This is a genomic window from Sphingorhabdus sp. (genome assembly GCF_044354325.1).
Classification (GTDB): domain Bacteria; phylum Pseudomonadota; class Alphaproteobacteria; order Sphingomonadales; family Sphingomonadaceae; genus Sphingorhabdus_B.
In genome coordinates this window covers 1-9,439 of sequence record NZ_JBILAF010000084.1, presented here as the reverse complement: position 1 = coordinate 9,439, position 9,439 = coordinate 1, and the positions used below count along the sequence as shown (strand labels likewise).

General features: G+C 56.0%; 8 protein-coding genes. 5 read left to right on the top strand and 3 right to left on the bottom strand.

Annotation, left to right across the window (positions count from 1 at the left end; translation table 11 throughout):
* Positions 1–371, bottom strand: a 371-nt coding sequence (locus ACIQ0G_RS08240; RefSeq protein ID WP_397577494.1) for a hypothetical protein, incomplete at its 3' end; no start/stop codon positions are given.
* A gap of 174 nt (positions 372–545) precedes the next feature.
* On the opposite strand from ACIQ0G_RS08240, the gene ACIQ0G_RS08235 reads away from it, so the two are divergent.
* From ACIQ0G_RS08235 to ACIQ0G_RS08220, 4 genes are read left to right on the top strand one after another with little or no spacing between them, the layout of a single operon-like run.
* Positions 546–1,025 (top strand): GNAT family N-acetyltransferase, encoded by a 480-nt coding sequence (locus ACIQ0G_RS08235; protein WP_397577493.1) that lies wholly within the window; start codon positions 546–548, stop codon positions 1,023–1,025.
* Positions 1,026–1,063: 38 nt separating this feature from the next.
* Positions 1,064–1,615 (top strand): DUF1285 domain-containing protein, encoded by a 552-nt coding sequence (locus ACIQ0G_RS08230; RefSeq protein ID WP_397577492.1) that lies wholly within the window; start codon positions 1,064–1,066, stop codon positions 1,613–1,615.
* Complete coding sequence (locus ACIQ0G_RS08225; RefSeq protein WP_397577491.1) at positions 1,612–2,187, top strand: CoA pyrophosphatase; 576 nt, start codon at positions 1,612–1,614, stop codon at positions 2,185–2,187. The genes ACIQ0G_RS08230 and ACIQ0G_RS08225 overlap by 4 nt, the downstream gene beginning before the upstream one ends.
* On the top strand, positions 2,187–3,413 hold the full coding sequence (locus tag ACIQ0G_RS08220) for a CCA tRNA nucleotidyltransferase (protein ID WP_397577495.1): 1,227 nt from the start codon (positions 2,187–2,189) through the stop codon (positions 3,411–3,413). The genes ACIQ0G_RS08225 and ACIQ0G_RS08220 overlap by 1 nt, the downstream gene beginning before the upstream one ends.
* On the opposite strand, the gene ACIQ0G_RS08215 is transcribed toward ACIQ0G_RS08220, so the two are convergent.
* Complete coding sequence (locus ACIQ0G_RS08215; protein ID WP_397577490.1) at positions 3,371–4,876, bottom strand: putative bifunctional diguanylate cyclase/phosphodiesterase; 1,506 nt, start codon at positions 4,874–4,876, stop codon at positions 3,371–3,373. The two genes, ACIQ0G_RS08220 and ACIQ0G_RS08215, sit on opposite strands and share 43 nt — an antisense overlap.
* 276 nt (positions 4,877–5,152) lie before the next feature.
* Positions 5,153–7,480 (bottom strand): DNA topoisomerase IV subunit A, encoded by a 2,328-nt coding sequence (gene parC, locus ACIQ0G_RS08210; RefSeq protein ID WP_397577489.1) that lies wholly within the window; start codon positions 7,478–7,480, stop codon positions 5,153–5,155.
* Between the two features lie 205 nt (positions 7,481–7,685).
* Here parC and ACIQ0G_RS08205 point away from each other — a divergent pair.
* On the top strand, positions 7,686–9,439 hold a 1,754-nt coding region (locus ACIQ0G_RS08205), incomplete at its 3' end, for a TonB-dependent receptor plug domain-containing protein (protein WP_397577488.1).

Genomic DNA, 9,439 nt, shown 5'->3' with positions numbered 1-9,439 from the left:
AACGCCGCCATCAAAAACGTTCCCACCCACGCAACATATGCAAGCGCAAAAACCATACCGACCCATCGACGCGCACGCGGCGGCGGGTTGACAGCTTTACGCACGCGCCAGCCTTGCACTGCGCCGATCAATATCGCGCCAAGGCCCAGCAAAAACGCCCCGGCCACGCCCTTCAATCCAGATGTATATTCCCAATAACCCCAACCGGTTCCAACGGCAGAGACAAGGCCCCAAAAGAGCGCGCCAACGCCAGCGGCTAGGACAATATAGCCCCAATAGTCGATCTTCTTAAGAACAGGCTCAGCCTGCTGCGGGGTCGCCGGAGATGCTTGCGCATTCATGGTCTCATGAGGGATATCTTGCTCGTTCACCAAATTGTCTCCTGCACAGCATTTTGTAACGGGCACAGGCTAAACGATGTTCCAGACAAACGCAATTTTCCAAGATTACATAACAAGTTGATCCATAATCGATTGGACAAATGCTAGCTGCAATGACAGGGGGCCGCATATGTTTCGTTCATTTTCCCTCTCGCGTGATTAATCATGCACGCAACGGCACTCTCAAACCTTGCCGAAGGCGTGGTCGAAGCGTTGCTGGATGATGCCTTTGGTCTCGACCGCCATCAACGCACTGCCTATCTGCTGCGTAAGGGCATGTCCGCCATTGACCATTTGTCGCTCGGCATCTTGGACGGCGGCGAGCTTGTCGGAAGCATCCAATGTTGGCCGATACGCGTCGGCGACGCCGCATTGATATTGGTCGGTCCAGTCGCGGTCGCCAGTCACCGTCAGAATGCGGGCATTGGAACGCGGCTTATGCAGCTCATGCTCGACGCAATGCGCGCGGATGATGCACCGATGGTGATGATTGGCGACCCTGAATATTATGGACGATTTGGATTTGACGCGGAAGGCACGTCGGGTTGGACTTTGCCCGGCCCTTGGGAACCGCGCCGACTATTGCTAAGGAACCCGGCAATGTCGGCCTTGCCGGAACATGGCGCGCTCGGTCCAGCCGACTAAGCTTTGACGACCGTCCGCTTTAGCCGTATCTTTAGTCTATGCCTTACGAAGCCCCTGATCTTGCGAAACTGAGCCTTTCGGACATTGCCGACCTTGTGGCGGCGCGAAAGCTGCCGCCGGTCGAAAGCTGGATGCCTGAACAAACAGGCGACAGCGAAATGCGTATCGCTGCCGATGGCAAATGGTATCATCAGGGCGATGAGATAAAGCGCCCTGCAATGGTCCGAGCCTTTTCGAGTTTGTTGTTGTGCGACGCCGATGGAAAGCACTGGCTGGTCACGCCACAGCAGAAGCTGTCCATCGCGGTCGAGGATGCGCCCTTCATTGCGGTTGAGTTGCAAAGTGAAGGCGAAGGCAAAGACCGAACCCTCGCGTTCCGGTTGAACAGCGACGATCTGGTTTTTGCAGACGCCGACCACGCCATCGAAATGCGCAATGGCCTGCCCTATTTGCATGTGCGCGGCGGACTTTGGGCAAAGCTCGCACGGCCCGTTTACTACGAACTTGCCAACCTTGCGCTTGCCGAGGACCCCGAAGGCGTCACCATCTGGAGCAAAGGTGCACAATTCAACTTGATGGCGCCCGCATGAATTGGCGGAACCGCATATATCAGGCGTTAGACCCCGCGCTGGATATCGAGATTGAGGATGAGCGCTATTTGGGTGACACGGTTCAACATCGCGCCGCTGCCGTCCTAATCCCGATAACCGACCGCGCCGAACCGGGCGTTATTCTCACCCAGCGCCCGGCATGGCTACGCAGCCATGCAGGGCAAGTTGCATTTCCCGGCGGCAAGGTTGACGATACCGACGAAAATTCGATCTTTGCGGCTTTGCGCGAAGCAGAAGAAGAATTGAACATACCGCCAGCCCGTGTCGAGGTCATCGGCGTTGCCGACACTTATTATTCAGGCAGCGGATACAGCATTGCCCCCGTTGTTGGTATCATTCCCCCTGACCTTGAGATTCAGCCCAACCCACAAGAGGTCGAAGACTGGTTTGAAGTCCCGCTTGCGTTTCTGCTTGATCCTGCCAATTCCATCAAGAAAGTGGCCAACTGGAATGGGCAGCAGCGAAGCTATTACGACATGCAATGGGGCGAACGGCGGATATGGGGCGTAACGGCGGGGATAATCGCCAATCTGGTACGGCGGCTGGCATGATTGCGGCACAGCTTCCTCACGCCGAATGGCAACACGCCCCGGGCCTGAAAAAGGTACTGGCGCTGCTGGCCGATTCTTATGGTGGCCCCCGATATGTTGGCGGCGCTGTGCGCGACACATTATTGGGGCTGCCGGTTTCGGACGTTGATATTGCCACAGCATTGTTACCCGAAACGGTTATGGACCGATTGGAAGCTGGCGGCGTCAAAGCCGTTCCGACGGGGCTGGACCATGGCACAATTACGGCGGTGGTCGACGGCAAGAATTACGAAATCACCACATTACGCCGCGATGTCTCCACCGATGGTCGGCGCGCGACGGTGGCTTTCGCAACCGACTGGCGGGAAGATGCCGCACGGCGCGATTTCACGATCAACGCGCTATATGCCGACCCACAAACAGGAGAGGTTTTCGATTATTTCGGCGGTTTAAGCGATCTCGAAAACGGCTGCCTGCGCTTCATTGGGGACGCGACACAGCGGATTGCCGAGGATTTCCTGCGGATATTGCGGTATTTCCGGTTTCTTGCCCGATTTGGCAGCGGTCCGGTGGATGCAGACGCAATCCATGCCTGCGCGCAAGGTGCGCACGGTCTGACGGCGCTGTCGCGCGAACGCATTGCGCAGGAACTGGCCCGGTTACTGTCGCTCAAAAACCCAGCCGCATCTGTCGGTCTCATGATCGACAATGCTATTTTCGCGCCATTTCTTCCCGAACTTTGCAGCGATGCCCACGACCGATTGCAGCGACTTGTTGAACGCGAGCAATTGCACCATCAACCGCTCTCGCTGCCTGCCCGGTTTCTCAGCATATTGGTGACGGATCCCGTCGCGGTCGACAAAGTGGCGGCACGGCTGAAGCTGTCGAACAAAATGCGGGAAAATCTCGCCAACCGTTTGCACGCTGGCGCGCCAACTGAGGGCAACATCCGCGCCATCGCCTATCGTTTTGATAGTGACACCGCGCGCGATGTCGCCATGTTGTTTGCGGACGACAATGCCCTGCCGCTTTGTCTGGCGCGCTTGGACAATTGGGATAGCCCCATCATGCACATTAAAGGCGGCGATCTTATCAAAATGGGATTGCCCGCTGGTCCACTCGTGGCGAAAACCTTGCAAAAACTCGAAGCTTTCTGGGTCGCCGAAGATTTCCCGGTTTCGGACCGCCAGTCCGAATTGGCGCTTCAGTGTGTCGAGGCAGCTATGTCAGCGGCCAAAAAGGCATAAGCCGCATCTTCAGACAAAGGCCGCGCATAATAATAGCCCTGCCCGACGGAACAGCCAAGACGGCGAAGCAACTGCGAAATCTCGACCGTTTCAATGCCCTCGGCCGTTGTCTTCATACCCAATGCCCGCGCCAGCGACAGTACCGTGCGAACAATGGCCCGCTTATCTTTGTTGACCAGCATCTCGGACACAAAGCTGCGGTCGATTTTCAGAACATCTATCGGCAGCTGCTGGAGATAGGCCAGATTGGAATAGTCGGTGCCGAAATCGTCCATGGCAAGATTGGCATCCAACCCCTTCAACGCATCAAGCAACGTCTTTGCGCCAGCAGGGTCATTGATAAAGGCACTCTCGGTCAGCTCAATTGTCATCCGGTTGCCACCAACATTCGCGCCCTTCAGCGCCGACGACACGGCATCCACCACATCATCGCGCTGCATCTGCACGGCGGACATGTTCACGGAAACCCGGAAATCCTTGTGCGTGTCACACCGGCTGTCCCAGCGCGCGATGGTCTTCGCCGCTTCTTCAAGTGCCCAGCGGCCAAGTGGTACGATTAAGCCGCTTTCCTCCGCCACAGGAATAAAATCGACAGGCGATATGGGACCAAGGTCGGGGTGGTCCCAACGCGCCAGTGCTTCAAAGCCGCTTAAAGAGCCACACTCGAGGTCCACCAAGGGCTGATAATGCAGGACAAGTTCGCCGCGTTTCAACGCCCGCCGCAGGTCGGTCTCAAGGCTGAACCGGCGCCGTGCGGTATCGACCGCCCCTGCCGCATATAGTTCGAAGCGCTTCGACGATTTGGCGCGTTTCAGCGCAATTTGGGCATGGCGTAACGTATCCGTTGGATCATCGCCCACACCACCGGTCGCCGCAGCGAGCGCGCATTCAACCTGAATCTCCAAATCCGAAAGCTGGCATGGATCTGTGAATGCGTCACCCAGACGTTGGACAATGGCCGCGACGTCGACTGAACCTGTGTCTAACTGCGCAAATAGGGCAAACTCATTGCCGCCAAGCCGCCCCAGGATCTCATTGCTGCGGATGCGCGCATTCAGGCGATGGGCGGCGGTAATGAGCAGCTCGTCACCGGCAATCGCGCCTACCGATTCATTCACACGACTGAAGCGTGCCAAGTCGACCAGGATGATGGCATAATTTTGCGACGAACCCGATTTCCGCATCTCGGCAACCGCGGCGTCAACCTGTTCTTCAAAACCGATGCGGTTGCAAAATCCGGTCAGGCTATCGCTCATCATTTCGCGCCGGAGGTTAACACGGCTTATGGCTTCGGCCGTGCGGTCAACGATCGACAGCAGGAACATGTCATCACCACCGCCAAAACGGGCAATGCTGATTTCCAACTCGCGCGGATCAACGGCGTCCTCCGACCGCCAGCATTCGAAATGTGTCTCACGGCCTGCGTCAAGCATGGCCATTGCCCGGTCACCCAGCAATGCCATGTCCGGTTTTGCTTGCCCCCCGAAGCCAAACATCAGGTCGTCAAACTTCCTGTTACTACGCACCAGATGAACTTCATTTTGAGTGGTGCGAAATATAGCGCCCGCGATGGGCAGTGAGGACAGCCAATTAAACTCGGCACCGCCGATAGCGAAGATCGCCCTGTTATCAGGGTGTTTTTCGTCTAAAACGGGCGATCTGGCACTGTTCATTACGCGGCGTTATGCACACCGATTGTAAAAGATGTTCCCTCAGCGCGTGGTTAATTTTCATTAAACCTAATCGAAGCGGTTATTCCTTGGGAAACCTTGCGGCGGAAGTCGCCCCGCCGCGCCGCGGGCTACGCGCCACAAGGACATATCGTTTTCCGTGCGCATCCGGCCGCTATCGCCGCCCATCGCCCAGCTGAGCCCTTCGCTCATCTTAAAGCAGACCGCATCTGCAAGGCCGCCATCCTTATAACGCTGCAAGGTAACGCCCTGCCCCTTGGCCATTTCGGGGATTTCACTCAATGGGAAGACCACCAATTTGCGGTTGTCACCCACTACGGCAACATATTGGTCCTTCAACGTCGCTTCGTCCGTGGTCTCTGCCGGAGCAAGGCGAACCACCGAAAGCTTCGCGCCCGGTTTCAACGTGACGACGCCGCGTCCCTTGCGGGTTTCGGCGATAATGTCGCTCATCCGCGCGATAAAGCCCTTGCCCGTTGAAGCAGCGAGCAACATGCGCCCGTCTGCGACTGCGGGGAACGCTGCAACGATATCGTTTCCGGTTTCGATGTCGATCATTGTGCCAACAGGTTCACCGAAACCGCGGGCACCGGGCAGCTTATCGGCACCCAATGTGTAAAAACGGCCATTTGCTGTTGCGATCAAGATCTTGTCTGTCGTCTGCGCATGGAATGCAAAGGCGGGGCCATCGCCTTCCTTAAACTTGAAATCAGCGCGCGCAGATAGGTCCGCATGGCCCTTCATGGCTTTAATCCAGCCACGTTTTGACATGATAACCGTGACGGGTTCGCGTTCGACAAAGGCCTCGAGCGAAATCTCGCGCGCTTGCCCTGCTTCTTCCAAACTTGTGCGGCGCCGGCCAAGTTCGGTATCTTCACCGTAATTTTTGCGCAGCGCAGTCAGGTCTTTTTTCAAACGCGTCTTCTGACGCGCCGGGCTTTCGATGAGCTTCACCAGCTCCTCGCGTTCCGCTTCCAAGCCCTCAAGCTCACGCCGAAGCTCCATTTCTTCCAACCGGCGAAGCGACCGCAAACGCATGTTGAGAATGGCCTCGGCCTGCCGGTCATTCAGCTGGAACTCGGCCATCATAACCGGCTTTGGTTCATCTTCGTTACGAATGATTTCAATGATGCGATCAAGGTTGAGGAACGCAATGATGTAGCCTTGAAGCAATTCAAGGCGGCTATCGATCTTTTCCAGCCGATGCTGCGATTTGCGGACCAAAACTTCGATCTGGTGTGTCAACCAACGCAACAGAACTTCGCCCAAGCCCATGACCTTTGGCGTCCGGTCGGCATCGAGCACGTTCATGTTCAACGAAAAACGTGTTTCAAGGTCCGTGAGGCGGAACAAAGCGTTTTTCAGATCTTCCGGATCGACATTGCGGCTTTTGGGCACAAGCACGATACGAACGCGTTCGTCACTTTCGTCGCGAATGTCGTCCAATATGGGCAGCTTTTTATCGGCAATCAGTTGCGCGATTTGCTCAATCAACTTACCTTTCTGTACCTGATACGGAATTTCCGACACAACAAGCTGCCATGTGCCACCGGGCAGTTTTTCAACGCCTGTGGGTTCCCAGCTTTTATCGCTGTCCTGCCATCCGTTTGAAAAACGCGCACGCACGCGCATAGCACCGCGACCGCTTGCATAGGCTGCACTTATCACCGCAGGACTGTCTACCAGCACGCCGCCCGTTGCAAAATCGGGTCCCTTGACGATTTCCATCAACTGCTCGTGACGCGCCTGTGGCTCATCAATTAAGAGCATGGCAGCATCGATAATCTCGGCCGCATTATGCGACGGAATGCTGGTCGCCATGCCGACGGCGATGCCGCTTGCACCATTTGCCAACAAATTGGGGAACAGACCGGGCATCACCTCGGGCTCTTCGTCTTCACCATTGTAGGTAGGGCGAAAGTCCGTTGCGTTCTCATCAAGCCCGTTCATGAGCTCAATGGCTGTGCGCGTCAGACGCGCTTCGGTATATCGATACGCCGCCGCATTATCGCCGTCGATGTTGCCAAAGTTGCCCTGCCCGTCAACCAGCGGATACCGCAGCGAAAAAGTCTGCGCGAGCCGCACCATTGCGTCATAAACGGATTGGTCACCATGCGGGTGATATTTACCGATAACATCGCCGACAACACGGGCACATTTCTTATATCCGCTTGCCGGGTCAAGTTTGAGCAAGCGCATTGCCCATAACAAACGCCGGTGTACCGGCTTCAATCCGTCGCGCAGATCGGGAAGCGACCGCGCGGTGATCGTTGACATCGCGTAGATCAGATAACGTTCCGACAAAGCCGCATCGAACGGCGCATCGACAATCGCGTCAAATGGATCTTCTGCTGGAGCATCTACTATGTCAGACATATCTGCCCCGATAGCGAGCGAACCCGCCGCCGCAAAGCAACGATTTCAGCAATCCACAGCTTAATGCGCTTAGCGCAATATGTTGCGTTGCAATAAAGACACATTTCCGCTGCAAAATTGCAATAAATTACGAGTTTACTGGAATTTGGCGTAACAAAGTGCCAGCCTCATACTCGGAATTAAAAATATACTGACAAACCGGGGAATGATGATGAAAACATATAAGTTAATTTCTGCGCTTGCGGTGACGGTCTCATCCACCGCGCTGTTTGTGGCGGCCGCCAATCCGGCGTTTGCACAGCAAGATACATCCGCGCAGGAAGCCGAGGCTGAAGAGGCGACCGGTATAAATGCCATTATCGTGACCGGCACACGCCGGACCGACCGCACCGTCGCCGACAGCACCGTGCCCGTCGATGTCATCTCCGGCGAAGCGCTGCTGAATAGCGGCACAACCGAAACCAACAAGTTGCTGAACCAGTTGGTTCCATCGTTCAACTTTCCGCAGCCATCCTTGACCGATGGTACTGACTCGCTTCGTCCGGCAACCTTGCGCGGACTTGCGCCAGACCAAGTGCTCGTGCTCGTCAACGGCAAGCGTCGTCACCAGTCTGCGTTGGTCAACCTCAACGGGTCAGTAGGTCGCGGATCAACCGCGGTTGATTTGAACACCATACCGCCGCTCGCAATTGAACGCCTCGAAGTTCTTCGTGACGGCGCGGCATCGCAATATGGTTCCGATGCAATTGCAGGCGTTATCAACATCCAGCTGAAAAAGGGCATTGGCGGACGTGCGCAGGCAACGTTCGGCAAATATATTACCGAGATGGAAGATGTCGGCGAGGTTGACACTGTTTCGTTGACCACTGGCCTGACTGACAACCCAGCCATCACATACACCGGCGAAGACCGCAAACGCCGCGATGGTGACACATACACCTTCGCATCGAACTTTGGTCTACCCTTGGGCGACAACGGCTATGTAAACCTTACTGCCGAATATAAGGACCGTTCACCCACCAACCGTTCGGGCCCAGACATCCGCCGCAACTATTTCGCAGCCGGCGATCCGCGCGAAGCGACCTTCAACCGTTATGCACACCGTTACGGTGACGGTGTATCGAAGGATCTGAACTTCTTCGTCAATGGCGGCATTGAATTCTCTGACTCAGCAGAGTTCTACACCTTCGGCAGCTACGGCATCCGTGAAGGTAATGGCGCTGGTTTCTATCGCCGTTCCTCGGACGTGCGCAACCGCGATTGGGCCGCGTCCACGACAACCTTTGTGCCCATTTACGCAGATGGCTTCCTTCCGCTTATTGCCAGCGAAATCGTTGATATCTCTGCGGCGGCGGGTCTTCGTGGCGCCATGAGCGGATGGGATTACGACCTATCCGTGGTCTATGGGTCCAACCGTCTGGATTATAACATCGAAAATACGGTCAACACGTCTTTGGGTGGCACCGTGAGCGCGCGGCGCTTTGACGCTGGCGGCCTGCGTTCAGGCCAGACGTCGATCAACCTTGATATGCGCCGCGATTTGGACATCGGCATTGGCCAAAGCGTATCGCTTGCCGTCGGTGGCGAATATCGCAACGAAAATTATAAAATCGTCCCAGGTGAGCTTCAAAGCTACGTCAACGGGCCGTTCTCGGCTGCGCCGTTCAATGCCGCCGGTGGTGCCCAAGTGTTCCCGGGCTTCCGCCCTGCAAACGCGACGGACGTTTCACGCAATAGCTTTGCTGGTTACATCGAACTCGATGCCGATCTCTCCGACAGCTTGACGATGCAATTGGCGGGACGCTACGAACATTTCAGTGACTTTGGTGATACCATCAATGGTAAAGCCGCAGCACGATATGAAATCGTTGATGGCGTGGCTTTGCGCGGATCAATTTCAACTGGCTTCCGCGCGCCAAGCCTCGCCCAGCAATCATTCGCAACCACATCGACCAACAA

Bases quoted from the DNA above. Each gene is read 5' to 3' on its own strand.
- ACIQ0G_RS08235 (WP_397577493.1), top strand. From the start codon at position 546: ATGCACGCAACGGCACTCTCAAACCTTGCCGAAGGCGTGGTCGAAGCG.
- ACIQ0G_RS08230 (WP_397577492.1), top strand. From the start codon at position 1,064: ATGCCTTACGAAGCCCCTGATCTTGCGAAACTGAGCCTTTCGGACATT.
- ACIQ0G_RS08225 (WP_397577491.1), top strand. From the start codon at position 1,612: ATGAATTGGCGGAACCGCATATATCAGGCGTTAGACCCCGCGCTGGAT.
- ACIQ0G_RS08215 (WP_397577490.1), bottom strand. From the start codon at position 4,876: ATGGCATTGCTGGGTGACCGGGCAATGGCCATGCTTGACGCAGGCCGT.
- parC (WP_397577489.1), bottom strand. From the start codon at position 7,480: ATGTCTGACATAGTAGATGCTCCAGCAGAAGATCCATTTGACGCGATT.